23 protein-coding genes and 1 other RNA gene are annotated in these 24,245 nt (G+C 68.8%); 6 read left to right on the top strand and 18 right to left on the bottom strand.

Annotated features, from left to right (window positions below; translation table 11 throughout):
• Nucleotides 1-48 precede the first annotated feature (48 nt).
• A complete protein-coding gene (locus tag DMH03_RS06870; RefSeq protein ID WP_125791087.1) occupies nt 49-972 on the top strand; it encodes an EamA family transporter in 924 nt (307 codons plus the stop codon).
• Here DMH03_RS06870 and erm read toward each other — a convergent pair.
• The 13 genes from erm to DMH03_RS06805 form a co-directional block, all read right to left on the bottom strand.
• Nucleotides 875-1,672, bottom strand: a complete 798-nt coding sequence (gene erm, locus DMH03_RS06865) for a 23S ribosomal RNA methyltransferase Erm (protein ID WP_125791086.1) — start codon at nt 1,670-1,672, stop codon at nt 875-877. The two genes, DMH03_RS06870 and erm, sit on opposite strands and share 98 nt — an antisense overlap.
• Before the next feature lie 267 nt (nt 1,673-1,939).
• Nucleotides 1,940-2,581, bottom strand: coding sequence for an SDR family oxidoreductase (locus DMH03_RS06860; RefSeq protein WP_125791085.1), 642 nt, complete (start codon nt 2,579-2,581; stop codon nt 1,940-1,942).
• A 142-nt stretch (nt 2,582-2,723) separates the two neighbouring features.
• Complete coding sequence (locus tag DMH03_RS06855; RefSeq protein WP_125791084.1) at nt 2,724-3,842, bottom strand: ABC transporter ATP-binding protein; 1,119 nt, start codon at nt 3,840-3,842, stop codon at nt 2,724-2,726.
• The gene (locus DMH03_RS06850; protein WP_125791083.1) at nt 3,839-4,834 is read right to left on the bottom strand and encodes an ABC transporter ATP-binding protein; all 996 of its coding nucleotides are present in this window, start codon (nt 4,832-4,834) and stop codon (nt 3,839-3,841) included. Before DMH03_RS06850 ends, DMH03_RS06855 begins: the two co-directional genes overlap by 4 nt.
• A 6-nt stretch (nt 4,835-4,840) precedes the next feature.
• Entirely contained in the window at nt 4,841-5,776 is a 936-nt protein-coding gene (locus tag DMH03_RS06845; RefSeq protein ID WP_125791082.1) for an ABC transporter permease, read from the bottom strand.
• Entirely contained in the window at nt 5,773-6,774 is a 1,002-nt protein-coding gene (locus DMH03_RS06840) for an ABC transporter permease (RefSeq protein WP_125791081.1), read from the bottom strand. The genes DMH03_RS06845 and DMH03_RS06840 overlap by 4 nt, the downstream gene beginning before the upstream one ends.
• An 86-nt stretch (nt 6,775-6,860) precedes the next feature.
• Nucleotides 6,861-8,402: an ABC transporter substrate-binding protein gene (locus tag DMH03_RS06835; protein ID WP_125791080.1), complete on the bottom strand. Its 1,542-nt coding sequence runs from the start codon at nt 8,400-8,402 to the stop codon at nt 6,861-6,863.
• An 832-nt stretch (nt 8,403-9,234) separates the two neighbouring features.
• Nucleotides 9,235-9,783, bottom strand: a complete 549-nt coding sequence (locus DMH03_RS06830; protein WP_125791079.1) for a uridine kinase — start codon at nt 9,781-9,783, stop codon at nt 9,235-9,237.
• Nucleotides 9,780-10,217 carry a DUF2304 domain-containing protein gene (locus tag DMH03_RS06825; protein ID WP_125784962.1) on the bottom strand — a complete coding sequence of 146 codons (438 nt, stop codon included), beginning with the start codon at nt 10,215-10,217 and terminating at the stop codon, nt 9,780-9,782. Before DMH03_RS06825 ends, DMH03_RS06830 begins: the two co-directional genes overlap by 4 nt.
• Nucleotides 10,218-10,229: 12 nt before the next feature.
• Complete coding sequence (locus DMH03_RS06820) at nt 10,230-10,973, bottom strand: glycosyltransferase family 2 protein (protein ID WP_255431231.1); 744 nt, start codon at nt 10,971-10,973, stop codon at nt 10,230-10,232.
• Nucleotides 10,974-10,990: 17 nt separating this feature from the next.
• The gene (locus DMH03_RS06815; protein WP_125791078.1) at nt 10,991-12,967 is read right to left on the bottom strand and encodes a DUF6541 family protein; all 1,977 of its coding nucleotides are present in this window, start codon (nt 12,965-12,967) and stop codon (nt 10,991-10,993) included.
• Nucleotides 12,968-13,040: 73 nt separating this feature from the next.
• Complete coding sequence (locus DMH03_RS06810; protein ID WP_125791077.1) at nt 13,041-14,339, bottom strand: hypothetical protein; 1,299 nt, start codon at nt 14,337-14,339, stop codon at nt 13,041-13,043.
• On the bottom strand, nt 14,336-15,352 hold the full coding sequence (locus DMH03_RS06805; protein ID WP_125791076.1) for a glycosyltransferase family 2 protein: 1,017 nt from the start codon (nt 15,350-15,352) through the stop codon (nt 14,336-14,338). The genes DMH03_RS06810 and DMH03_RS06805 overlap by 4 nt, the downstream gene beginning before the upstream one ends.
• A gap of 61 nt (nt 15,353-15,413) precedes the next feature.
• On the opposite strand from DMH03_RS06805, the gene DMH03_RS06800 reads away from it, so the two are divergent.
• Nucleotides 15,414-16,526 carry a UDP-N-acetylglucosamine 2-epimerase gene (locus tag DMH03_RS06800; RefSeq protein ID WP_125791075.1) on the top strand — a complete coding sequence of 371 codons (1,113 nt, stop codon included), beginning with the start codon at nt 15,414-15,416 and terminating at the stop codon, nt 16,524-16,526.
• Between the two features lie 239 nt (nt 16,527-16,765).
• Here the strand turns inward: DMH03_RS06800 and recR are convergent, their stop codons facing one another.
• Complete coding sequence (gene recR, locus DMH03_RS06795) at nt 16,766-17,362, bottom strand: recombination mediator RecR (protein WP_125791074.1); 597 nt, start codon at nt 17,360-17,362, stop codon at nt 16,766-16,768.
• Between the two features lies 1 nt (nt 17,363).
• Nucleotides 17,364-17,720: a YbaB/EbfC family nucleoid-associated protein gene (locus DMH03_RS06790; protein ID WP_125791073.1), complete on the bottom strand. Its 357-nt coding sequence runs from the start codon at nt 17,718-17,720 to the stop codon at nt 17,364-17,366.
• Nucleotides 17,721-17,809: 89 nt separating this feature from the next.
• Between DMH03_RS06790 and DMH03_RS06785 the strand changes: the two genes are divergently transcribed.
• The gene (locus DMH03_RS06785; RefSeq protein WP_125791578.1) at nt 17,810-18,652 is read left to right on the top strand and encodes an N-acetylmuramoyl-L-alanine amidase; all 843 of its coding nucleotides are present in this window, start codon (nt 17,810-17,812) and stop codon (nt 18,650-18,652) included.
• Here DMH03_RS06785 and DMH03_RS06780 read toward each other — a convergent pair.
• On the bottom strand, nt 18,615-19,004 hold the full coding sequence (locus DMH03_RS06780; protein ID WP_125791072.1) for a helix-turn-helix transcriptional regulator: 390 nt from the start codon (nt 19,002-19,004) through the stop codon (nt 18,615-18,617). The genes DMH03_RS06785 and DMH03_RS06780 overlap by 38 nt on opposite strands.
• A gap of 247 nt (nt 19,005-19,251) precedes the next feature.
• On the opposite strand from DMH03_RS06780, the gene DMH03_RS06775 reads away from it, so the two are divergent.
• Together DMH03_RS06775 and DMH03_RS06770 are read left to right on the top strand one after the other, a co-directional pair.
• A complete protein-coding gene (locus DMH03_RS06775; protein WP_125791071.1) occupies nt 19,252-20,232 on the top strand; it encodes a helix-turn-helix transcriptional regulator in 981 nt (326 codons plus the stop codon).
• Nucleotides 20,229-20,993: an endonuclease/exonuclease/phosphatase family protein gene (locus DMH03_RS06770; protein WP_125791070.1), complete on the top strand. Its 765-nt coding sequence runs from the start codon at nt 20,229-20,231 to the stop codon at nt 20,991-20,993. Before DMH03_RS06775 ends, DMH03_RS06770 begins: the two co-directional genes overlap by 4 nt.
• 17 nt (nt 20,994-21,010) lie before the next feature.
• On the opposite strand, the gene DMH03_RS06765 is transcribed toward DMH03_RS06770, so the two are convergent.
• Nucleotides 21,011-23,065: a DNA polymerase III subunit gamma and tau gene (locus DMH03_RS06765; protein ID WP_125791069.1), complete on the bottom strand. Its 2,055-nt coding sequence runs from the start codon at nt 23,063-23,065 to the stop codon at nt 21,011-21,013.
• 29 nt (nt 23,066-23,094) lie between these two features.
• On the opposite strand from DMH03_RS06765, the gene DMH03_RS06760 reads away from it, so the two are divergent.
• A complete protein-coding gene (locus tag DMH03_RS06760) occupies nt 23,095-23,928 on the top strand; it encodes a spermidine synthase (RefSeq protein ID WP_125791068.1) in 834 nt (277 codons plus the stop codon).
• 213 nt (nt 23,929-24,141) lie between these two features.
• Here DMH03_RS06760 and ffs read toward each other — a convergent pair.
• An RNA gene (ffs, locus tag DMH03_RS06755) (signal recognition particle sRNA small type) lies at nt 24,142-24,236 on the bottom strand.
• Between the last annotated feature and the right edge of the window lie 9 nt (nt 24,237-24,245).

Genomic DNA, 24,245 nt, shown 5'->3' with positions numbered 1-24,245 from the left:
AAATATTCTCGCTGGTCCTAAATGGTCGTTACCCGTAAGAGTGAAGACATGCCCGCCCGCGATCGTCTGCTCGCCCTGCTCGTCGCCGTCCTCTGGGGCTGCAACTTCCTCGCCATCCACGCCACCCTCGGCCAGTTCCCGCCCGTCTTCGCCGGCGGGCTGCGCTTCGCGGTCATCGCCATCCCGACGATCCTGTTCGTGCCGTGGCCGAAGGTGAAGATCCGCCACCTGCTCGGCTACGGGCTCGGGTTCGGCACCGGGCAGTTCGTGTTCCTCTTCATCGCGATGGACACCGGCATGCCGACCGGTCTCGCGTCGCTGGTGCTGCAGGCTTCGGCCCCGTTCACCGTCCTGCTCGGCGCCGTCTTCCTGCGGGAACGGGTGTCGAGGCGGCAGCTCGCCGGGATACTCCTCGCCGTCGCCGGGATGGCGACGATCGCCTGGCAGCAGGCGGGGAACGCCGCCCTGCTGCCGGTGATCCTGACCCTGCTCGGCGCGCTGAGCTGGGCGTTCGGCAACCTGAGCACCCGGCAGGCGGCACCGGACAATCCGCTGAACTTCGTCCTCTGGATGTCGGTGGTGCCGCCGCTGCCGATGTTCGCGCTGTCGCTGGTCATGGAGGGCCCCGCCGAAATCGGGCACTCGCTGAGCACGCTGGGTACCCCGACCGGCCTGATCGGCCTCGGCGGGCTCGCCTACGTGGTGCTGTTCGGCACGATCGTCGGCTCCGGGATCTGGACGTCGCTGATGCGCCGCAATCCGGCGGGCGTGGTCGCGCCGTTCTCCCTGCTGGTGCCCGTGGTCGGGCTGTCGATGGCGTTCCTGGTGCTGGACGAGCGGCCGTCGCCGCTGGAGATCGTCGCGGCGGCCGTGGTCATCGGCGGGGTCCTGTTCGGTTCGGCGAAACGCCGCGTGCGCGAGCCGGACTTCCTCCCTGAAGCCGAAACACCTCAGCCCACTGGCGTGCGGTGAGGGTCTTGGGCAGGGCCGTCGGCGGGACCCGCTCCTCCTGAAGCCAGCGCCGGGTCGCGCGGGACGCGCCCAGCATCTCCGCGATCCCCCGGCCCCGGCCGGTGAACACGCGCCGCACGAAATCCTGATAGCGCTCGCGGTCTTCGACGAGCGGACACTCCCGGCGGGTCATGGTCACCAGCCCGCCGTCGACGCCGGGCCGAGGCCGGAAAGCCGTCGCCGGGACCCTGCTGACCAGCCGGAACTCGAACCACGGCCACCACTGCGCGGTCATCATGGTCGCGCCGCCGACACCCGCGCGGCGGCGCGCCACCTCCCACTGCGTGAGCAGCACGGCGTCCGTCCACATCGGAGTGGTGAGGACGCGCCGCAGCAGCGCGGTGGTCAGGTGGAACGGCAGATTGCCGACCAGCACGTACGGCGACGACGGCAGGGTGAACCGCAGGAAGTCCGCGGTGACGATCTCCGTCGGCGGCTCGACGCGGCCCGCCAGCCTCGCGGCGCGGCGGTCGTCGATTTCGACGCCGGTCAGCCGCCTGCCCAGCCGTTGCAGGGGCAGGGTCAGCGCGCCGTCGCCAGGTCCGATCTCGATGATCGGCCCTTCGGTGACTGCGACGAGCCGCACCACGGTTTCGATGGTGTTCCGGTCGATGAGGAAGTTCTGGCCGAGTTCATGACGGCCAGGACGTTGTGTGCGCAAGGGATCTCCGCGGCTTCGAGGTGAGCCGGGCAGCACGAGGCGGGCCCGGCGATGACTCGCTCGGGCGGCGGTTCCTTGCTGGACGCTGGGGATCCGCCGCTAGGCGCGGCGGGTCCTGGTGAACGCGGAAGCACACATGGCGGCGAACCTACCTCGGGCCTGAGTGCTCCCGCGAACGGTTTTGCGGAGGAGAAGGTCAAGGTGCCCGATTTGCGTAGTTCGCGAGGGGTCGTGAGTGGTAAAGAGGGTTAGAACGACACTTGCCACTCACGACCACGAGGCCAGCGCCGACGGGATCGGGATCTCGCCGCCGATGACGTCGAAACCCTGGTTCTGGGTGAGCGGCTCTTCCAGCGTGCCGACCAGGACGGCGGCGACGTCCGCGCGGGAGACGCGGCCCGGTTCGAGGTGACCGGCGACCTTGACGTGGCCGGTGGGATGGTCGTCGGTGAGCGTGCCGGGCCGGACGATCGTCCAGTTCAGGCTCGAACGGCGCAGGACACTGTCGGAGATCTGCTTCGCCATCAGGATCGACCGCACCAGCCGATCGCCCTGATCCGGCGCGTCCGCGAACTGCGCGGAAAGCTGCACGAACCGCGAGACACCCGCCTTCTCCGCCGCGCGGATCGCGGTGATCACGCCGTCGCGGTCGACGAGATCGACCGAGGCCTGATCCGGATCGGGCGCGCCGATCGCGCTGATCACCACCTCGGAACCGGCGAGCGCCTCGACGAGGTCGTCCGCATCGGCGGTGACGTCCGCGACCACGGTTTCGGCGCCGAGACCGGCGACCTCCTCCGCGCGGCGACGGCTGCGCAACCCCGCACGCACCTGATGGCCCCGCCCCCGCAGGAGCCGGACCACGTGGATCCCCGTCCGCCCCGACGCACCCAGCACTGTGACCCGCATGACACGAGTCTGCCCGAAGGCGGCCGCTTTTGCCTGGTCGCGCGTGCCGCAATTCGTCACCTGCTTGCGGGTGCGCGTGAAGGCCCCCTTCCCTCGGCTGAGCCGAGGGAAGGGGGCCTTCACGCGCTTCACTTCGCTGGAGCTAGAGGATCTCCGCCGCCGAGCCGACGTCCGGCAGTCCGCCGACGTCGGGGTTCAGGTCTCCGGCGCCGACGAGTTCCGCCTTGACCTCGTGCGGCTTGATCCGGCCGTCGCGGATGTCCTCCGCGTAGTGACAGGCGACCCGGTGCCCGGCGCCGATCTCCCGCAGCTGCGGGCGGTCGGTGTCGCACAGGCTCTGCTGCTTCCACGGGCACCGCGTGTGGAACCGGCAGCCGGACGGCGGCCGCGCCGGCGAGGGCAGGTCACCGGCGAGCAGGATCTGCTCCCGGCTGTCTTCCACCACCGGGTCCGGCACGGGGATCGCCGAGAGCAGCGCCCGCGTGTACGGGTGCAGCGGGTTCTCGTACAGCGCGTCGGCGTCGGCCTCTTCGACCAGCGAGCCGAGGTACATCACGCCGATGCGGTCGGAGATGTGCCGCACCACCGCGAGGTCGTGCGCGATCACCAGGTAGGTGAGCCCGAGTTTCGTCTGCAGATCTTCCAGGAGGTTGACCACCTGCGCCTGCACCGAGACGTCCAGCGCGGACACCGGTTCGTCGGCGACGATCAGGTCCGGCTCGACCGCGAGCGCCCGCGCGATGCCGATGCGCTGACGCTGGCCGCCCGAGAACTCGTGCGGGTACTTCCGCAGCGAGGACTCCGGAAGACCCACGGCGGAGAGGAGTTCGCGCAGCCGCTTGGCGGTCGTCTCCTTGTCGTCGGCGAGGCCGTGCGCCTTCATTCCTTCGGTCAGAATGGATTCCACCGACTGCCGAGGGTCCAAAGAGGACATCGGGTCCTGGAACACCATCTGCATCCGGCGGCGAGCCTTGCGCAGGTCCTCGCCCTTGAGGCCCGCGACGTCGGTGCCGTCGAAGACGACGTTGCCGTTCGTCAGCTCGGTCAGCCGGAGGATCGCCCTGCCCAAAGTGGACTTCCCGCAGCCGGATTCCCCGACCAGACCGTAGGTTTCACCCTTGCGGATGGCCAGGTCGACGCCGTCCACGGCGTACACGTACCCGACCGTGCGGTCGAAGACGATGCCGCGTTTGATCGGGAAGTGCACCTTGAGGTCGTTGACCTCGAGCAGTACTTCCTGCTCCGGTACCGCGTGCGTCATCGGGCCCCTCCTCGTGCGGCCACGGCCGGGATCACCGGGTTGTGGCAGCGCAGCAGTCCACCGCGATCGGGGGTCAGCTGCGGTGAAACCTCCCGGCACACGCCGAGAGCGTTCGGGCAGCGGGGCGCGAAGGCGCAACCGCCGTCCCACGGGATGTTGTCGGAGACGGATCCCTTGATGGGGATCAGTTTCTCGCCGCGGCCCGCGTCGAGCCGCGGGATCGAGGCGAGCAGGCCGTGCGTGTACGGGTGCCGAGGCTCGGCGAACAGCGAGTGCCGCTCCGCCCGCTCGACGATCTTGCCGCCGTAGAGCACGTTGACCTCGTCACAGAGCCCGGCGACGACACCGAGGTCGTGCGTGATCATGATCAGCGCGGTCCCGGTGTCCTGCACCAGTTCCCGCAGCAGCGCGAGGATCTGCGCCTGGATCGTCACGTCGAGCGCGGTGGTCGGCTCGTCGGCGATGAGCAGCCGGGGACGGCAGGCGAGCGCGATCGCGATCAGCGCGCGCTGCCGCATCCCGCCGGAAAGCTGGTGCGGGTACTCGGAAAGCCGCCGTGCCGGGTCGGGGATGCCGACCTTGTCCAGCAGTTCCGCCGCCTCCACCGACGCCGCCTTGCGCGACATCCCGCGATGCCGCTCCAGCACCTCGGTGATCTGAAGGCCGATCGGGATGACCGGGTTCAGCGAGGACAGCGGATCCTGGAACACCATGCCGAGGTCGCGGCCGCGGCGGTCCCGCATTTCCTTGTCCGGCAGGCTGAGCAGATCCGTGCCTTCGAACGACACCGAACCGCTGACGTGGTTGCCGCGTTTCGCGAGCAGCCGCATGATCGCCAGCGAGGTCACGGATTTGCCGCAACCGGATTCGCCGACGAGGCCGACCGTCTGGCCGGGTTCGACGTCGAAACTGACCTCGTCCACCGCGGTGAACGGCTTCTCACCGCGCCGCTGGAAAACGACTTTGAGATCGCGTACTTCGAGGAGTGCCATCAGAAATCACCGCCTGTTCTTCGGATCGAGGGCTTCCCGCAAGGACTCGCCGAGCAGCGTGAACCCGAGCGCGACGATGATGATCGCGATGGCCGGGTAGTACGCCAGCTCGGGGCGGATGTCGAGGAACTGCCGAGCGCTGCGGCTCAGCATGATGCCCCATTCCGCCCGGTTCGGGTCCGGGTCGCCGAGACCGAGGAACGACAGCGCCGCCGCTTCGAGGATGGCGGTCGCCAGGGTCAGCGTGGCCTGCACGATGACCGGGCCGAGCGAGTTGGGCAGCATGTGCCGCAACACGACCGCCCTGCGTTTGACGCCGAGCGACGTCGCCGCGAGCACATGGTCGCTGTTCCGTTGCGCGAGCATCGACCCACGCAGCAACCGCGCGAAGATCGGCACGCTGACCATCGACACCGCGACGATCACCGTCCACTGGCTCGGCTTCTGGAACAGCGCGGCGACCGAGATCGCCAGCAGCAGCGACGGCACGGACAGCATGACGTCGACGAGCCGCATCAGCACGGTGTCGACCCAGCCGCCGAAGGCACCGGCGAGGCCACCGATGATCATGCCGACCACGACGCCGATGATCGTCGCGAGCACACCGACCAGCAGCGTGTTCTGCGCGCCGACCAGCAGCCGCGAAAGGTAGTCGCGGCCGAAGTCGTCGACACCGAGCGGGAAACCGGGCTGAGCGCCCGGAATGATGCCCTGGCCGAGGATGACCTGGCCCTGCAGATACCGCTCGTAGGGATCCTTCGGCGCCAGAAGCGGCGCGAAGATCGCCACGAGCAGGAACAGTCCGGTGATCACGGCGCCGGTGATGGCCACCGGGCTCCGCATCATCCGGCGCAGCGCCTCGCCACCGAGGCTGTGCCCCTTCGCCGACGAAGCCGCGAGCTTGTCGATCGGCTCCTTCTTCTTGTTCAGCAAAGTGTTCATCGGACACGCACCCTCGGGTCGATGAGCCCGTACGAGACGTCGACCAGCATGTTCACCAGCACGTAGACCAGCGCGCCGAACAGCAGCAGCGCCTGCAGACGCGGGTAGTCACGCCGTTCGATGCCTTCGGCGAGCAGGAAGCCGAGGCCGCGGAAGTTGAACACCCGCTCGGTCAGCACGGCGCCACCGAGCAGCGCGCCGGTCTGGAGACCGATGACGGTGACCACCGGCAGCAGGCCGTTGCGGAGCACGTGACGGCGCCGGACGACCGGCTGGGTCAGGCCCTTCGAGTTGGCCGTGCGGATGAAGTCCTCGTTCAGCACGTCCAGCACCGACGCCCGGGTGATCCGCACGATGACCGCGAGCGGAATCGTGGCCAGCGCGAACGCCGGGAGGATCAGGTGGGCGATCGCGTCCCAGGCGGCGTCCCATTCCTGGGTGATGATGCCGTCGAGGACGGCGAATCCGGTGACGGTGGTGGCGTCGAGGCCCGCCATCTGACGGCCCTGCGAGGGAAGTCCCAGCGGGGCGGCCAGCAGGTCCTGCATCATGTAGCCGAGGAAGAACACCGGCACGGCGACGCCGACCAGGCTCAGCACGATGATGACGTTGTCGACGGTCCCGCCGCGGAAGCGGGCGGACAGGTAGCCGAACGGGATGCCGAAGCCCACCGCGATGAGCATCGCGCAGAAGCCGAGCTCGAGGGTGGCGGGAAGGAAGTTCCCGATCTCCGACATGACCGGCTGGGCGGAGACCAGCGAGTTGCCGAAGTCGCCGGTGATCGCCCGGCCGAGGAACTTGAAGTACTGGACGAAGATCGGGTCGTCGAGGCCGAGGAGCTTGTTCAGGTCGGCGATCTTCTCCGGGGTCGCCTTGTCACCCAGCAGGGCGCCGGCGGGGCCGCCGGGAAGGGACCGGAGCCAGGCGAAGATCAAAATGGACAGGATCAAGAGCGTCGGTATCGCTTGTAGCAGCCGACGCACGAGAAAACGGAGCACGTGCGTTCCTTTGTTGCCAGCCCGGGAATGGGCCACAGGGGGCGGGCGCGGTAGCGCCCACCCCCTGGTGGCTTAGTGGTGGTGGATCAGTTGACCGTGACGGTGTAGAAGCGCTCGTCGGTCAGCGGGCTGGCGACCAGACCCTTCACCTTCGGGCCGACGACGATCGCCGGGGGGCCGTAGGAGATCGGGATGGCGGGCAGGTATTCCATGATCTGCTTGTTGACTTCCTGGTACGCCTTGGTGTGCGCGGCACCGGCGGGCGCGTCTTCCGCGGCGGAGAGGGCGGTGAAGAGCTCGGGGTTGCTGAAACCGAACTCCGCCTTCTCGCGGCCGAAGAAGGTGCCGACGAAGTTACCGGCGTCGTTGTAGTCACCGGTCCAGCCGAGCAGGTGCACGTCGTGCTTGCCCGCCTTCTGGACGTCGTCCTTGTAGCCACCGTTCCACGGCTTGGCGATCGGCTCGACCTTGATGCCCATGGCCTTCATGTCCTCGGACAGCGAGGTGAAGATGTCGGCCGGGTTCGGCATGTACGGCCGGGTGACCTCGGTCGGGTAGTAGAACTTGAGGGTCATGCCCTCGGCGCCGGCCGCCTTCAGCAGGTCTTTCGCCTTCTGAAGGTTGTAGTCGTACTTGGTGACGTTCTCGTTGTAGCCGTCGATCGCCTTCGGCACGAACTGCGTCGCGGTCTCGGCGCCCTCGGGGAGCTTCGACTTCACGAACTGCTCACGGTTGAGGCCGTACGCCAGCGCCTTGCGGACGTTGGGGTCCTTCAGCTTCGGGTTGTTCTTCTGGTTGATGCCCAGGTACAGGATGTTGAACGACGGGCGGATGAGCACCTGCTCACCGTCGTTGCGCAGCAGGCCGTAGTCCGCGGGCGACGGGTAGTCGTAGCCCTGGATGTCGCCGGCCTTGAGCGCCTGCTTGCGGGCGTTCTCATCCGGGATGACCTTGAAGACCAGCTTGTCGAGCTTGGCCGTCTGGGTCGGCGAGTCGGTGGCCTTGACCAGCGTGATCTCACCCTTGGCCTGGTCCCAGCTCTCGAACTTGAACGGGCCGGTGCCGGTCGGGTGCTTCAGCGCGTACTCCGGGTAGGAGAACGAGTCACCGCTCTGGGTGACGGCGTCGGCGTTGTACTTCTTCAGCGCGTCCGGGCTCTGGATGGACAGCGACGGAAGGGTGAAGGCCGCCGGGAAGGCGCCCTTGGCCTTGTTCAGGTTCAGGACGGCGGTGGACTCGTCCTTGGCCTGGCAGTCCTTGAACACCGGGTCGCCGGAAGCGTCGCCCTCGTTCTTCGCGAAGCCCTCGAAGACGTCGCCGTAGTAGATCATCTGGCTCTGGGCGGCGGCGCCCTTCATGTTGAACATGCGGTTGAAGTTGAAGCAGACCGCTTCGGCGTTGAACGGGGTGCCGTCGTGGAACTTCACACCCTTCTTCAGGGTGAAGGTCCAGGTCTTGCCTTCGTTGCTGCCTTCCCACTTCTCCGCCAGACCCGGCTCGAGGTCCGCGGTCCCCGGCTTGTTCATGATCAGCGTGTCCATCATCTGGCGGATGATGCGGAAGGTTTCACCGTCGTCGTTGAAGAGCGGGTCGAACGTCTTCGGGTTACCGGCGGCCCCGAAGACCATGGTGCCTCCCGAGCCACCCCCTGCGCCTTCTTCACGCTTCGATTCGGCACAGGCGGAAATGGAGACCGCGAGTGCGCCGGCAAGCCCGATCAGGGCCACACGGCGTGCTCGGGTCACCCGCAGTTGCTGCATCTGGCACCCCTTGAGGAGATATTCGGTGTTTAGGCACCGTCGGCGTCGATCGATCGAAACTCGAACTCCGCGGACGATCGGTGTGCTCGCCGACACTAGCGGGAACTCAGCCCGCACTTAAGCACGCGAGGTTACGATCGCGCTACACGACGGCCAATACGACCGCAAAGTGTCCGCAATTCTGGACGGAGTGTAATCAATTTCGGACCACTAACGCGCAGAGTGCCGGGTCACTGACTCAAATGGGTGCTTACCGCTACTACCAATGGGTCACTGACAAAACAGGACATCCGTGGGTATCGGGTCCCTCTCGCAAGTGGTAAGGCCTACCCGCACAAAGGTGCCGCGCCGGGGTCCTGAAGTCCGTGAAGGCCTCCTTGCTGTACCTAGGCGCAAGGATGGGGTCCTTCATGTACTGGGGTTTGCGCGTGAAGGCGCTGTAGTGCTGAGGCTCAAGGTGGCGTTCCTGCCTCGGCTCGGCTGAGCTGGGCCCGGCATGACGTGAAGGGCTCCTTCCCTACCCTCAAGGTAGGGAAGGAGCCCTTCACGTACCTCGGCAAGGTGTGAAGGTCGAGTTTCCTCGGCTGAGCCGAGGGAAGGGGTCCTTCACGCGCAGCCGCCGTGACCACTGGTGCCTGTGGGAAGAACGTGGCGATCACCGAGTCCGTCCAGTCACGCGAGACCGCCATCCGGCACCGGCTCACCACTCGCGCGAGGTGATCACCCGGTCCGCCGCGGCACGGGTCCCGTCCACGGCGAACCACCCGCGTTCGAACAGTTGCCAGCGCCGCAGGTCCACACGGGATTCCTCGCCGTCGCGGCCCGTCGCGCGGTCGAGGCGTTCGGCCTCGTTCCCGCCGTCGAGCCAGGTCAGCAGCGACAACGACGGCCGGATCCGTGCGCGGCCACTGGAAACGCCTTCCAGCACCAGGACATCGGGGACCGGGATCTCGGCTTCTTCACCCGGTCGAGGGGTGCCGCTGGTCCAGTCCACCCGCCGGTAGCGGCCGGGCCTGCCCGCGCGCAACGGTTCCAGTACCCCGGTTTCCAGGCGCGGCCACCATGAAACGGGCTCGTCCCAGGTGGCGAACTCGTCGGTACTCACCAGCGCGACGTGGATGCCGCGGCCGGCGAGTTCGGCGACGATCTTCCCGGCCAGCGTGGACTTCCCGGAGCCGGACGGGCCGTCGACGGTGAGCACGCGGACGGCGCCCAACCTCGGCGGGGCCGCGAAAAGGGCGTCGATCAGCGTGCGCGTGCGGGGCTCACTTCGGGGAGCCCTTTGACGTTGTCGGGCGCGGCCGTCCTCGCTTCGAGCGCGGCGACGCGTTCTTCCAGGTCACGCTGGGCGTCGGCGAGTTCGCAGCGGAGCAGCGCGATCTCCTCGACGGAGGTCCGGACCTCTTCTTCGAGATGCCCGACCTCGGTCGACAGATGCAGGGCGACCAGTGCGAGCACCACACCGGCCAAGAGGAATACGAAGTTCGACGGCGTCTGAACGCCGGTTACCCGGGCCAGGAAGTCGGCGGCCTGCGGAACGAGGGCGAGCACGACCACACCGACGGCGAGGACGAGCCAAACACCCGCGTACTTTTCCCGCAGTTTCCGCCGTCGCATCATCTCGAGGACGACGAACAGCACGAGACAGGCGACGACGATGCTGAGAATGCGCCAGCCAGCCATAATCAGCTCCTTTTACGCCGAATCCGACGAGTCGACGGCGGGGCGGCGGCGCACCAGCGCCAGCAGCAGGGCGAGTCCGGCGCGGCCGAGGTAGACGGCCGATTTCACCGGCGAATGGCTCGGCGTTCCGGCCGCCCGTTCGCGCATGATCACCGGGATTTCCTTGATCTTCAGTTCGGCGCGGATCGCCATCACGAGCGATTCGACCGTGTCGCCGAGGTATTCGGCCGGGTAGTACGCGGCGAACAGTTTGATCGCGCGCGGGCCCATCGCCTTGAACCCGGAGGTCACGTCGGTGAGCTTGGTCTTCCCGAGCCGGGAGAAAACGAGCGAGAGCGCGACCATCGCGTATTTCCGCGGGCCGCTCGCCTTGTACGAACCCTTGCCCGCGAACCGCGAGCCGATCGCGATGTCGGCGTCGTCGAGCGCGTCCAGCAGGGCGGCGACCTCGTCGGGGTCGTGCTGACCGTCCGCGTCCACCTGCACGACGACGTCGTAGCCGCGGGCGGCCGCGTACCGGAAGCCGGTGCGCATCGCCCCGCCGACGCCGAGGTTCACCGCCAGGCGGGCCACCTCCGCGCCCGCCGCGCGGGCGAGGTTGGCCGTGTCGTCGGACGAGCCGTCGTCGACGACCAGCACGTCCATGCCCGGCAAGGACTGCTTGACCTGGGAAATGACCGCACCGACACTGGCCTGCTCGTTCAACGCGGGCATCACGATGAGTACGCGGCGGGTGGTCACGGACGTACTGGACACTGGATCACTCTATCTTCTTACTGGCCGTGAGCGGTGTCGGACCCGGCGGGCGCGCCATCGGCGACCACACCTTGCTGACCTTCGATTTCGTAAACCGACGCGTCGAGGTTGTGGAAGACGCGTTTGAAACCCGGAGTGATGTCGAGGCGCTGGAGACCCACCGCGGACTGCGCGTTGGGGGCCACCTTGCCCTTGCCGACGAGCACGTAACGCACCTTGAGGTCGGTGAGCGCCTCGCGCACGCGCGGCTCGCGGTTGATGTCGTTCAGGAAGACGCTGAGCCAGCCCGCCTTGGTGGTGAACTCGGCGCCGTAGTTGGTCCACTCGACCGGCTGAACCCCCGAAAGGGCGTACATCCACACCGAGCCGTCGGCCTTGTCGTTCATCACGCGCTCGCCCGGCACGACGTGCTTCCCGAGCCAGGCGTAGGCCGCTTCCTCGCCCTTGCTGACCGAGGGGCCCTCGCCGTAGTTCATCGCGAGCCGCGCGGAGTTACGGCCGATGTAGCCGCCCTTGCTCAGCACCGTGACGACCAGGCCGACCACCACCGCGCCCGCGATGGCCGCGGTGACCGGGTTCAGGCCGGGCCTGCGCTCGCCGAGCTTCTCCGCGATCTTGCCCGACGTGGTGTGCACGAACTCGCCGAACGCGACGGCGCCCGCCAGCGGGACGAGCGCGCCGATCCGCCAGTGGTCGTTGTAGAACACGCCGGTCAGGGTGTGGATGAGCGGGGTCTCCAGCGAGATCGTCGCGGCGAACAGGCCGCCGAGTACGACGTACGCGCCGACCATCCAGAGCATCCGCCGGTGCCGGACCAGGAAGAACACACCGATGATCGCCGGGATGCCGATCCACCACTGCGGGAACGACGCCATCGGCGAGAACGTGATGGTCTGCCCGAGCGCGCCGGACACGCTGGTCTCCGATGCCCAGAACGCGCTCGTCACGCCGCCCGCGTTGTAGAGCGCGGGCAGCACCTGTGGCACGCCGAGGACGACCGCGACCCCGATCGTGGCCACCAGGGAGGCCGCGCTCCGGCGCCAGTCGATCTTCTCGAAGCGGAACAGCACCGCGAGCAGGATCAGCAGGAAGTAGACCATGATCACGAAGATCAGGCTGGTGTGCAGGCCGGCCAGCCCGGCGACGCCGACGCCGATCGCGACCGGTCCGGCGATGCCGTTCGGCTTGAGCAGCAGGCGGGCGAGCGCGAGCATCGCGGGGACGAGCGCCACCCCGGCGACGTACGGCCACAGCGGGCCGCGCCACAGCGAGTCGTACGGGAACGCGGTGAACCAGGTGGACACGGCCGCGGCGGCGGCGGTCGCGAGGACCGGCATGCGCCAGGCGCGGCACATCGCCGCGACGCCGACCGGGACGGTCAGCACGACCATGAGCGCCGCCAGGTTCAGCGTCGGCATCATCGTCAGGCCGCCCTTGCCGAAGATCAGGGCGAGCAGCGCGTGGTAGGTGTCCGGGTAGAAGTAGTCGTGCTGGTTAGGCAGGTTCGCGATGGTGCCGACGGTCGACGCGCGCGCGTCGCCGTGCTCGGCGATCCAGCGCACCAGGTTGCCGTGGAACGGGGCGTCCCACCCCTGCTGGACGTTCTCCAGGCTGTGCGAACCACGCAGGAAGGTGACCAGGCCGACGCCGAGGCCGACCACCACACCGGCGCCGATCAGCAGGTGGTCACGCAGGGAGCGCTTGGTCTCGTCGTCGTCTTCGTCCTCAGCCCACTCGGGGTGCCGCTTCGCGGTGAAGCGGAGCACGAGGAACGAAAGGCCGAAGCCGACGAGGGACAGCAGCAGCACCCACAGGCCGACGTTCAGCATCGTCCAGCGGATGCCGAAGCGGCCGAGGATCGGGATGCCGATGGCGACGAGGCCGAAGGTCAGCAGCGGGGCCGCGGCGGCGAGGGTCCAGCCGCGCAGCCTGATCGCGCCGCCGAAGACGAGCCCCGGCAGCCAGAACGCCAGCAAGACCAAAAGAACGTTCATCGAATTCGCTGTCCAACCCTATTCGGCGTCAGGAACGCCACCGAAGTTCGCGGCGCGCGATGGCGCCGCCACACTATCGAGACGTTTCGGAAGGCCGCGCGTTGCCCGGCCCGGGCGTGCCGCGCACCACGAACGCCATGACGACCAGCAGGCCGACGGTCGGTCCGGCGGCGAGGCCGACGACGGCGCGCACGACGGTGTCGCCCGGGAAGAACAGCAGGACCAGCGCGGTCGCGACGACGACGGCCGCCCAGGTGATCAGCACTTTCGTGGCCTTGGCCTGCGCGACGAGGACGGCGGCGAGCAGCTGCATCGCGGCCAGCAGCACCGAGGACCAGACCAGTCCGGCCATCCACCAGGCCTCGGGGTCGTTCTTGGCGCCGTAGACCAGGCGCACCGCCCAAGGGCCGATCAGCCAGCCGATCAGCGCGCCGAGCGCCCCGAGCGCCAGCGCGCCCATCGAGCCGAGCGCGAGCAGCTTCCGCAGCCGGTGCTTGCCCTCCTCGGTGCTCGACAGGCGCACCACGGTCGGCACCGCGAGGGCCTGGACCGGCGCCATCAGCGTGAGCGGCGTCCTGGCCACGAACAGGGCGAGGAAGAGCACGCCGAGCTTGTCCTTGTCGCCACCGGGAGCGAGCAGGCTGACCAGCGCCGGGTACCCGGTGATGACGCTCGCGGTGAGCCCGGCGCCCGCGAGGAGCATCAGCATGTTCTTGACGATCGGCCTCGCGGGCGCGTCGGCTTCGAGCTTGGGATCGACCAGCTTGGCGGCACCACGAGCGAAGAGCAGCCAGGCGAACGAACCGGTCGCGGCGGCGATGGCGAACCAGTAGACCTGGGTGAGCCCGGCGACCACCAGCGCGGCGACCACCAGGATCCGCACGGCGGCCTCGACCAGGATCAGCCACGAGTAGGACCGGACGTGGTCCTGGCCGATCAGCAGACCGCGCGCGGCGAACTGGAAGGCGAACGAAAGCCCGCCCGCGAGCACGATCACGGCGAGCGCGAACTGGCCGCCGTAGACCTTGTCGGTGATCGGCGGCAGCAGCGTGACCAGTCCGACGAGCACCACGGCGATCGCGCTGGTGGCGAAGGCGATCACCGCCGGGCGGCCCGCCTTGCGGCCGTCGAGCGCGGCGTGCGCGGACTGACGCGAGATCTCCTGCTCGAGCGGGGACAGGGCGGCGCCCAGCCCCATCAACATGCCCCAGAAGGAGAGCAGGACGGCGTTGTCGGCCTGCGAGAGCGTCCGGCCCCAGACGACGGTGAGGACGTAGCCGAGGGCGATCGCGATCAGCAGGTAGACGCCGATCCGCCCGGCGGATTTCCCGATGTCCTTCGCCAGTTTTTCGCTGCTCACCGTGCTGCTCATCGCCGCAGCCGGGCCCGCAGTGCCATGAAGAGGCCTCGGAGCGCTCCGGCGCCGAAGCCGGCGGCGAACACCGGGGTGAGCTGGGCGACCGCCTTGGCCTCGGCCTTGGTCGCGCCGAACTTCGTCACCGCGAAGCCGGCGGCCGTCGAACCCGCGGCGGCCAGCGCGACAGCGGTCTTCGGACGCTTCGCGGCGACACCGAGCCCGAGCACTCCGACGGCCATGGCGGCGAACAGTCCGTTGCGCGCGGGCCCCGGCGACGCGAGATACGAATCGACGAACGTGGTGCCGCGGAAATACGACTGGCCGATGAACTTCTTGAACGAATCCCGGCCGTGGTAGGTCGCGGAGAAGCCGGGCGCGAGGAAGATGCGGTGCCGTTCGGCGATCCAGCGCAGAACACCCGTGTCGTCACTGGCGAAACGGACGTCTTCGAAGAGCGACTCGAACGCGTTGGACGAATCCTCGAGAACGTCCTTCGGCGCGGAAAAGAATCCCGTGCCTTTAGGGAAGACGTCGAACTCTTCGATACCGAAGGACATCAACCGCGGGTTCGCGCAATAACGGCGCCACGGGATCTTGACCAGCCCGGCCATGAATCCCGCATACGGATTGTGTTCGGACGCGACGTTGACGTGACCGTTCCACACCGTGCGTTCCGGATGGTCCGCGAGCTGGTCGCGGAGGAAGGTGAGCGAGCCGGAGTCCACGATCACGCGGCTGTCGAGCAGCAGGATCTGCCGCCCGGACGCCTTCGCGATGCCCGCCCGGCGTGCCTCGAACCGGCCGCTGTTCGGCTGGGTGAGCACGGTGATGCCGTACAGCTCCTGCAGCTTGGCGAGCTTGCCGCCGGTGCCGTCGGTGCTGCCGTCGTCGACCACGACGACCTCGACCGGCCAGCTCGCCGCCTGTGCCGACGCGATCAGCGCCCCCACACTGCGGTCGATCCAGTTCTGCTCGTTGTAGACCGGGATCACCACGGACAGGGCCGGGAGGAGCGAATTCGCACTCACCCCGGCGAGGTTACCTTGCGCGGCCCACCAGTATCCTTCGGGCACCGCAGACCCCGACAGAATGGCTGTTCCGGTGATTTCCTTCATTCTCGGCACCACGGCGGAACTGATCAAAATCGCGCCGGTCTACCACGGCATCCTCGAACGCGGGGTCCGGCCGAAGATCTGGTTCACCGCCCAGCACGTCGACGAGGTCTCGGACGTTCTCGCCGATCTGAACCTCCCCGAGCCCGACGTCTGGCTGGTGCCGAAGGAGAAGGCGCACAACCTGGAGTCGCCCGCGCAGGTGCCGGGCTGGGCCGCGCAGGTGCTGCGCACCGCGTGGAGCCGCCGCGCCGAACTGAAGGCCGCGCTGGTCGAGGACGGCCGTCCGCCGCTGGTGCTGGTGCACGGTGACACGTTCACCACGCCGTACGGCTCGCTCATCGGGAAGCGGATTCTCAAGTCGCGGGTCGGGCACGTCGAGGCCGGCGCGCGGTCGGGCAGCATCATGTCGCCGCTGCCGGAGGAGCTGAACCGGAAGATCGCCGCGAAGATCGTCGACATGCACTTCGCGCCGAGCGCGCGCGAGGTGAACAACCTCCGCAACGCACGCGGCGTCGTCGTCGACACCGAGGCGAACACCGCGATCGACGCGATGCGGATGGCCATCAACGGCCCGCTCGACGTCGAGGGCCTGCCGGAGAAGTTCGGCCTCGCCACCCTGCACCGCTTCGAGCTGGTCTCGCGCGCGGACAAGTACCGCGAGGCGCTGGAGATCCTGCGCGAGCAGAGCAAGCAGATGCCGATCCTCTACATGGCGGGCGCGCCCGAGCGCGAGAAGATCCGCTCGCTCGGCCTGGCGAACCTCTTCGACGAGAAGAACTTCATCATCCAGCCGAAGATGCGGTACCTGAAGTTCCTGCCGCTGGTCGCGCGCGCCGAATACGTCGTCACCGACTCGGGCGGCCTGTCGGCCGAGTGCTACTACCTCGGCCTGCCGTGCGCCGTGCACCGCGAGCGCACCGAGACGCCGCAGCACCTGGGCGAGACCGTCGTGCTGACCGAGATGCGCGGGGACAAGCTGCAGAACTTCCTCGACACCTACCAGAACCGCCGCGGTGAGTCCTGGGTCGACAAGTTCCACCCGTCGGAGATCATCGTCGACACGCTGGCTCGCCTGGGCTACTGCTGACGCTTCGCTCGGCCCCTCGCGGATGTCATGAAAGGGTCGTTCAGGACGTTTTTTGTCCTGAATGACCCTTTCATGACACTTGGGGCGCGGTCTCGGACCTGACGCGCCCGAAAGCCCCTTCACGCGCCATGAACGGTCCGTTACTTGCGAAATTTGCAAGTAACGGACCGTTCATGGCGTTTCGTGAGTGACTTCAGGGTCCGCAGGAGCTCCTCGCGGCCGTCACAGTGCGCGAGGAGCTACAGAGCCCGCCGGCCCGAAAGTGCCCGCCCCAGCGTCAGCTCGTCCGCGAACTCCAGGTCGCCGCCCATCGGCAGCCCCGACGCCAGCCGCGTCACGGACAAGCCGGGGAAGTCGCGAAGCATCCGCACGAGGTACGTCGCGGTCGCCTCGCCTTCGGTGTTCGGGTCGGTCGCGATGATGATCTCGCTGATCTCCGCGCCGCCGATCCGCGCGAGCAGCTCACGCATGCGCAGCTGCTCCGGCCCGATGCCGGACAACGGGTCCAGTGCGCCGCCGAGCACGTGGTAGCGGCCCTTGAACTCGCGCGTCCGCTCGACGGCGAGGACGTCCTTCGGCTCCTCGACCACGCAGATGACCGTGAGGTCGCGGCGGGTGTCGCGGCAGATCCGGCAGGTCTCCTGTTCCGAGACGTTGCCGCAGACCTCGCAGAACTGCACGCCTTCCTTGACCTTGCCGAGCACTTCCTGCAAGCGCGAGATATCCGCGGGATCGGCCGCCAGCAGGTGGAAGGCGATCCGTTGCGCGCTCTTGGGACCGACGCCGGGCAGCCGCCCGAGCTCGTCGATCAGATCCTGGACGACACCCTCGTACAAGCTAGCCGCCGAGCCCGGGGAAGCCGCCGAGGTCCGGCATCCCGCCGCCGAGACCGCCGGCGAGCGGGCCGAGTTTCTGTTCGGTGAGCTTCTGCGCGTTGGCCGAGGCGTCCCGCACGGCCGCGATGACCAGGTCGGACAGGGTCTCGACGTCGTCGGGGTCGACCACCTTGGGGTCGATGGCCAGCGCTTTGAGCTGACTGTCGCCGGACACGGTCGCGGTGACCAGGCCGCCGCCGGAAGTGCCGGTCACCTCCGTGTTGGCCAGCTCTTCCTGGGCCTCGACCAGCTTCTGCTGCATCTGCTGTGCCTGCTGCATGATCTGCGACAGGTCGAAGCCGCCACCGGGTTGCACCATGATCCGATCGGTCCTCTCCTGGAAAATCCCGTGCCGCCTACCAGCCTAGCCGTCACCCGTGTGGCACCGTGGGCGCCGTGCGACGACGGATGGGCCTCATGGTGGCGATCGGCTTGACGCTGTTCACGGCGTGCGGGGTGGACACCCCCGCGTCGTTGCCGTCGAGTCCGTCCGCTCCGGGGACCACCACGGTCTTCACCACGCTTCCGCAGCCGAGTCCCACGACGAGCGCGCCGCCTTCGAGCGCGCCTCAGCCGCCTCCGGGCACACGGCAGCCGAAGACGGGCAAGGTCGTCGTGCTCGATCCCGGCCACAACGGCGGGAACTCCGGCAAGCCCGGCGAGATCAACAAGCAGGTCCCGGCGGGGCGCGGCAACACGAAACCGTGCAACACCACCGGAACCTCGACGAATTCCGGCTATTCCGAGCACGCGTTCACCTGGGATGTGTCGCAGCGGATCTCGCAGGCCTTGGTGGCCAAGGGAATCCGCGTCGTCCTCACCCGGCAGAACGACACCGGGGTCGGGCCGTGCGTCAACGAACGCGCCGCGATCGGGAACGACGCCGAGGCGGACGCCGTCGTGTCGATCCACGCGGACGGCTCGAATTCCGCCGGAGCGCACGGTTTCCACGTCGCCTATTCCGCCCCGCCGCTGAACCCCCAGCAGGGCGAGCCCTCGGTGAAACTCGCGACGGCGTTGCGGGACGGCATCCGCGCGGGCGGTTTCCCGACGTCGACGTACCTCGGTTCGAACGGGCTCGCCCCGCGCGGCGACCTCGGTGGTCTCAACCTCTCGACCCGGCCGGCCGCGCTCGTCGAATGCGGGAACATGCGCAACGCCGCCGAGGCCGCGGCGATGGCGAGTGAAGAAGGACGTCAGCAGTACGCGGCAGTCATCGCGAAGGCCATCGAGGACTACCTAACGGGCTAGGGGCTCGGCAAGACCGCTTCCACCGCAGGCGCCGAGGCCACCAGCCCATCCGGTTCCGTTTCCCTGGCGCCGGAACGGGAGGCGCGGACGCGGCGTCCCTCCCCCTTGCCGCGTCCGCGCGTTCCCACAACCGGAAGAGCTTCGCCCGCTCGTCGCGTCCGGCCCGGCAGACCGTCGCGATCCGTTCCAGCGGACCGAAAGTGACCGGAACGGTGACCCCGCTGCAGTAGCGATGGACCGTCGACCGGCTCAGCTGCGCCTTGGCGCCGATCCGTTCGTAGCTGTGGCCACTACGCCGTTTCAGCTCCACGAGCAGTTCCGCCAAGGCGCGGCCGTGCTCTCCACCTGTCATGGGCCCTCCCCGAATGGTGCCCACGAAGCGTCACCGATGGCCGCGCGCGGGGACACACCTTTTCGCTCCAGCGAAAACCCTGCCGCCGCCTGCCGTCCCAGAGACGTCTCAGGCGCCTACGTTCCCGCAGGTCAGCGCCGGGTTTTCGTCTCACCCTCCCGGATCTGGCCGAACTGCTTGCCGGGCCGCGTCAGGCACGTTTGAGTTACCGCCAGCGAATGAAATGCCGTCTTGAGGGGGACATGGCATGACTCTGCGCATGATCTTCGATCGTGAGGATCTCCAAGGGATCCGGATCGCCGAAGCACCCGACCCGTTGTGGGAACTGGTCCTCGGTTCACATCAACTGCGGGAGAACCATCCGTCGGCCTGGCGTCAGCGAGTCCAGCTGAACGCGCGGCAGAACGAAGAAGCGGCACGATCACTGAAGACGCTGTTCACGCTGGTTCCGCCGAAGGGGAACTTTCCCGACTTCCTGACCCCACCCGGCTCGGCGGGATCGTTCGAAAGCGGGCTCGAAGCGGTGGCGTGCACACCCCGCCGCCGGTTGTGCGCCGATCTACGGACCGTGTTCACCGGCGCCGCGCCGCACTGGGTGAAACGGCTCGCCGACGGCGATCGCGAGGAGGTGCACGGGGTCGTCGGCGCCCTGCGCGACTCCTACGAACTGGTGATCGCGCCGTTCTGGCACAGCATGCGCGAGACCGTCGCCGCCGATCGCGCCCGCCGCGTCCGCACGTTGGCCACCGAGGGGGCGGGAGCGATGATGCGCGGCATCCCCGGCGTGCGCGGCTGGGACGGCGAGGTGCTGGAGGTCGCGTACCCCCGGGAGCGGACCGTCCACCTCGGCGGCCGGGGATTGACCCTGATCCCGAGCCGGTTCTGCGCGAACACGCCGGTCACCTTCATCGATCCGGCGCTGCCGCCGGTGCTGCTCTACCCCGCCCGCGTGACGAGCGCCCGTCCGGCGGACACGTCCCCCGAACTGGTGGCGCTTCTCGGCCGGACCCGCGCCGAGAGCCTCGGGGCGCTGCGCGTACCGCGTACGACCAGCAAGCTGGCCACATGCCTCGGCACCTCGATCGGCACGGCCAGCAAACAGGCCGCCGTGCTGCGCGAGGCCGGGCTCGTCTCCAGCGCCCGGCAGGGCGGCGCCATCCTGCACCACCTCACCCGCCTCGGCACGGCACTGCTCACCGGGGAACTCCACGAAGGGACCTCTCCATGAAATCGGTACTCGCCGCCGTCGCCCTGCTCCTCGGCACGGCCGCCCCCGCCGCCGCGGCGGCGGCGGACTTCCCGGTGTTGCAGATGAACCTGTGCCGCAGCGGTGTCGCGAAATGCTTCGACCAGGGCGGGACGAATCCGATGGCGAAGGCGGCGAGCACGATCGTCGCGGTGAACCCGGCCGTCGTGACGTTGAACGAGGCCTGCGCGTCGGAAACGACGAAGCTGGCCGCCGACGTCAAGGCGCAGTCGGGCCGGGTCTACACGGTCGTGTGGCAGCCCGTCGGCAAGAAGGAGAACGGCCGGACGACGCCGTATCCGTGCACGTCAGGGCGTGGCGAGTACGGCATCGCCGTGCTGGCCAGGCAGGACCTCGGCGCGGTGAAGGCACGCGAAGGCGGCTACTTCGGGCCTCAGGACGGCGGGGCGGAACAGCGCGCGTACCTGTGCGCGAAGTTCGGCACGGTCAACGCGTGCACCACGCACCTGTCGACGAAGCGGCCCGCGGTCGAACAGCAGTGCCAGGACCTGAAGGGACTGCTGGCGAAGTACGGCACCGGCACCGTGTTCGGCGGCGACCTGAACCTGCGCTACCCGGGTGATCCGAGCGCGCAGGCGTGCGTTCCCGCTGGGTCGTTCCGGAAGGGCGACGGCAGCGTGCAGCACATCATCGCCGGGAGCGCCTTCGACTTCGGCAGCTCCGGGAAGACGTCGATCCCCGGCACCGATCACCCGGCCTGGCGAGTCACCCTGACCCGGTGACCCCCGCATCCAGGTGACTACTTGCGTTCGTCGAGGGGGCGGGCGTTGAGGTGGTCGGCGAGCAGTTTCCGGGCGATCTCTTCCGGATCCTTCTCGGGCGGGAGCGGCGGAGGCGGCGGCGCGGGGCTCGCGTCCTCGTTGTAGAGGTCCTCGTCCTCCTCGACCGGCTCGGGCGGGAGCGGGATGTCGGGCTCGGTCGTGACCACCTTCGGCCGCTGGGGCTCCGGCTTCGGCGCGGGAGGCGCCGGAGCCGCGGAGGGCGCTTCGGCGGACCGGCGGGTGAAGGAACGCTCAGGCGCGGACGACGTCGGCGCGGCCTTGGGAGCGGCGGCCTGCCGGGGCTGCGCGCCGCCGTGGACGCACCGGATCTGCCAGTCGTCTTCGAAGACCGCCTTGAACGCGGCCGCGATGCGCTCCGTGTGCAGCGGTTCGGAAAGCCTGCGGACCACCGGTTCCGCGTTGTGCGTGAGCGTGACGGCGTTGCCTTCGACACTCACCACACTGGCCTGCGTGAGCATCGCGCCGGTGACGGTGCCGCCCGGGATCTTGCGGATCGCGGCCTGCACCTGCGGCCAGCGGGCGCGGATCCCGTCCACGTCCGTCGAGCCATCCGAAGGCGCTGCCGCCGCCGCGGGCGCGGCCGGCGGCGGGGTGGGCGCGGACGGGCGTTGCGGGGCGGGCCGTTCGGCGACCGGTTCCGGCCGCGCGACGGGCTGGGGTGCCGGTGCGGCGGCCTGCGGGGACGGCGCGGACTCCTGAGCGGGTGCGGCGGGACGTCGCGACGGCCGCTGGAACTCTCGGACGGGTTCACCCGAAGGCACGGCCGGGGCGGACTGCGCCACCGGAGCGGCCGGAGCAGCCGGAGCAGCTTGCGCGGCCGGAGCCGGACCACTGGCGACGGGCGCCGGAGCCGAGGCGGCACGCCGCTCGAGCCGTTCGAGACGGGCGAGCAACGCGTCGGTGCCCTCGGCGACCGAAGGCAGCAGCATCCGCGCCGTCAGCAGTTCCAGCACCAGCCGCGGCGAGGTCGCGCCCCGCATCTCCAAGAGTCCATTGTGGACGATGTCGGCGTAGCGCGAGAGCGTGGCGGGCTCCAGTTTGCCCGCCTGCTCCTTCATCTTCTTGAGTTCGTCGTCCGGCGCGGCGACCAGCCCGCGCTCACCGGCGTCCGGCACCGAACGCAGCATCACCAGATCGCGCAGGCGGTCGAGCAGGTCGGTGGCGAACCGGCGCGGGTCGTGCCCGGCCTCGGCGAGGCTCTCGACGGTGCCGAACACGCCGGCCGCGTCGTCCGCGGCCAACGCGTCGACCATGCCGTCGATGAGCGCGACGTCGGTGACACCCAGCAGCGACACCGCGCGCGAGTAGTCGACGCCGTCCGGCCCCGCCCCTGCCAGCAGCTGGTCCAGCACCGATTGCGTGTCCCGCGCCGAACCGCCGCCCGCGCGGATGACCAGCGGATACACCGCGGGCTCGACCTGCGCGCCCTCGGCGGCGACGTTGCGTTCCAGCAGCTCACGCATGGAGCTGGGCGGGATCAGCCGGAAGGGGTAGTGGTGCGTCCGCGACCGGATGGTGGGCAGCACCTTGTCCGGTTCGGTGGTCGCGAAGATGAAGATCAGGTGCTCCGGCGGCTCTTCCACGATCTTCAGCAGGGCGTTGAAGCCCTGCGTGGTGACCATGTGCGCCTCGTCGATGATGAAGACGCGGTAGCGCGAGTCCGCCGGGGCGTAGAAGGCCCTGTCCCGCAACTCGCGGGCGTCGTCGACGCCACCGTGGCTGGCGGCGTCGAGTTCGGTGACGTCGACGCTGCCGGGGCCTTCGGGCGCGAGGTTGCGGCACGAGTTGCACTCGCCACACGGATCCGGCGTCGGACCCTTCGCGCAGTTCAGCGAACGCGCCATGATGCGGGCGCTCGACGTCTTGCCGCAGCCGCGCGGGCCGGAGAAGAGGTAGGCGTGGTTGATGCGCCCGGCGGCCAGCGCCGTACGCAGCGGATCGGTCACATGCTCCTGCCCGACGACCTCGGCGAAGGTAGCCGGACGGTACTTTCGGTATAGAGCTAGAGCCACGCGGCGAGACTACCGGGAGGGCACGACAGGTGGGACCGGCACCGACCCCCGGCAAGTATCCGGTCCGCTTCGGCACGGCCGAGCTGCTCCAAGACGCCGACCGCGCCAACGCCTGGATGATCACGGTCGACGGGGTCGCCCAGTCGCACGTCAACCTCGACGACCCCACGGATCTCGAGTTCGACTACATCCGCCGGATCGCCGACGTCGTCGACTGCCTCGGCGAAGGACCGCTCGACGTGCTGCATGTCGGCGGGGCGGCCTGCACGCTCCCCCGCTACATCACCGCCGCGCGGCCGCGCTCGCGGCAGCTGGTCTTCGACGCCGACGGCGAGCTCGTCGCGCTCATCCGCGAGCAACTGGGCCTGAAGGGGCTGAAGGTCCGTGTCGGCGACGGCCGCGAAGGCGTCTCCGGCAGGTACGACGCTTCGGCCGACCTGGTCATCGTGGACGCTTTCGAACGCGGAATCCTGGCCGGCGGGCTCGCGACCGTCGAGTTCACGAACGAGGTCGCGCGCGTCCTCCGGCCGGCCGGGACCTACCTGGCCAACATCTCCGACGGTCCGAACCTGCCGTTCCTTCGCCGGTTCCTGGCGACACTGGCGACGTCGTTCCCGCACCTCGCGCTGCTCGCGGAGCCGGGTGTCCTGCGGGGCCGCCGGTTCGGGAACATCGTCGTCGCCGCTTCCCGCGTCGAACTGCCGGTGACCGAGATGACCCGGCGGGCCGCGTCGTCCGCCTATCCGGCTCGCTGCGTCGCGGGCGAAGACCTCCGCGACCTGCAAGGCAAAGCGAAACCCGTCACCGACGCGGAAGCCCTGCCGTCGCCTGTACCGCCGAAGGACGTCTTCGGGATCTTCTAGGGCTCGTGAGTGATTCGGGTCAGAGCCACGGGTGTCTTGGGTCGGGATCGCAGGTCCGTGAAGGACTCCTTCCCTGCCCCTGAGGTCAGGTCGTGAGTGGTAATGAGCGTTCTAACGCTCATTACCACTCACGACCCCCACCGAGAACCGAACAGCGGTTAGGCGACTTTGCCGAGGCCCTGACCCTCGGGGCGGGGACTGGACCCCGGAAATGAAAGGGGATCCCGCGCACCCGTCAGAGCTTGCTTATCCTTGCTGCCTTCCGGCCCTGGGGAGGTTCACAAGATGGACGCCGCGCGGGATCCGAGGACCAGTGT

Source organism: Amycolatopsis sp. WAC 01376 (genome assembly GCF_003947415.1).
Lineage (GTDB): Bacteria > Actinomycetota > Actinomycetes > Mycobacteriales > Pseudonocardiaceae > Amycolatopsis.
Note: the sequence above shows the minus strand (reverse complement) of the source record. Positions and strands in the feature narration are given on the sequence as shown.